Source organism: Oleiphilus sp. HI0128 (assembly GCF_001635365.1).
Genome location: NZ_LWGG01000125.1, coordinates 1 through 631 on the forward strand (window position 1 = coordinate 1; position 631 = coordinate 631).

At 44.1% G+C, this 631-nt stretch carries 1 pseudogene; it reads left to right on the forward strand.

Annotated elements, in window-relative coordinates:
* Window positions 1–631: pseudogene (locus A3763_RS27900) on the forward strand (hypothetical protein); the annotation flags it as partial.

The window sequence follows — 631 nt, forward strand, 5'->3', positions numbered from 1 at the left end:
TAACCTTGCGATTATGGAAGCGGCGATTAAAAACCTGGATTCAGTATCCTTGCCACAAGTTGATGAGCGCGTATTTTGTACCGACTTGAATAATGATGGTCACCTTGGTGTGATTTACGAAATCGATAGACCCGCTTTCTATGTGGGGCAAGCGTCTGATGTAGCGGTCGTACCAATGCTTTACCCTGAAGGTGTTCAATTCCTTCATACTGTTCGTTATGTAGGCGTGTCAGCTGATGGTGATATAGGTGTGTCACCACGAATGAAGGAAGTGCGTTACATGCGCAAATTCAAATTGTTTGATGAGCCTGATTTGATTTCCATGTATGGCAACGAGCGACAAGAAAAGATTGATGAAATATTGCCGAAGTATATCAATCGTGGTGATCATGGGCTTGATAACAGCTTTGGCTGGATGATTCTGGGCTTCATAGAAAATGCCGACGGTTCAATGCGTAGACAAAGCTATGAAGAACATAACTTCTGCATGGGTTGTCATACCTCGATTGGCAGTACGATAGATCAGACTTTTGCATTTCCACGGAAGGTTACAGGCTCTGAAGGTTGGGGCTATATTAACTTGAAGGGCATGAAAGATGCGCCGGTAATGGGTGATACCGAAGGTGAAATC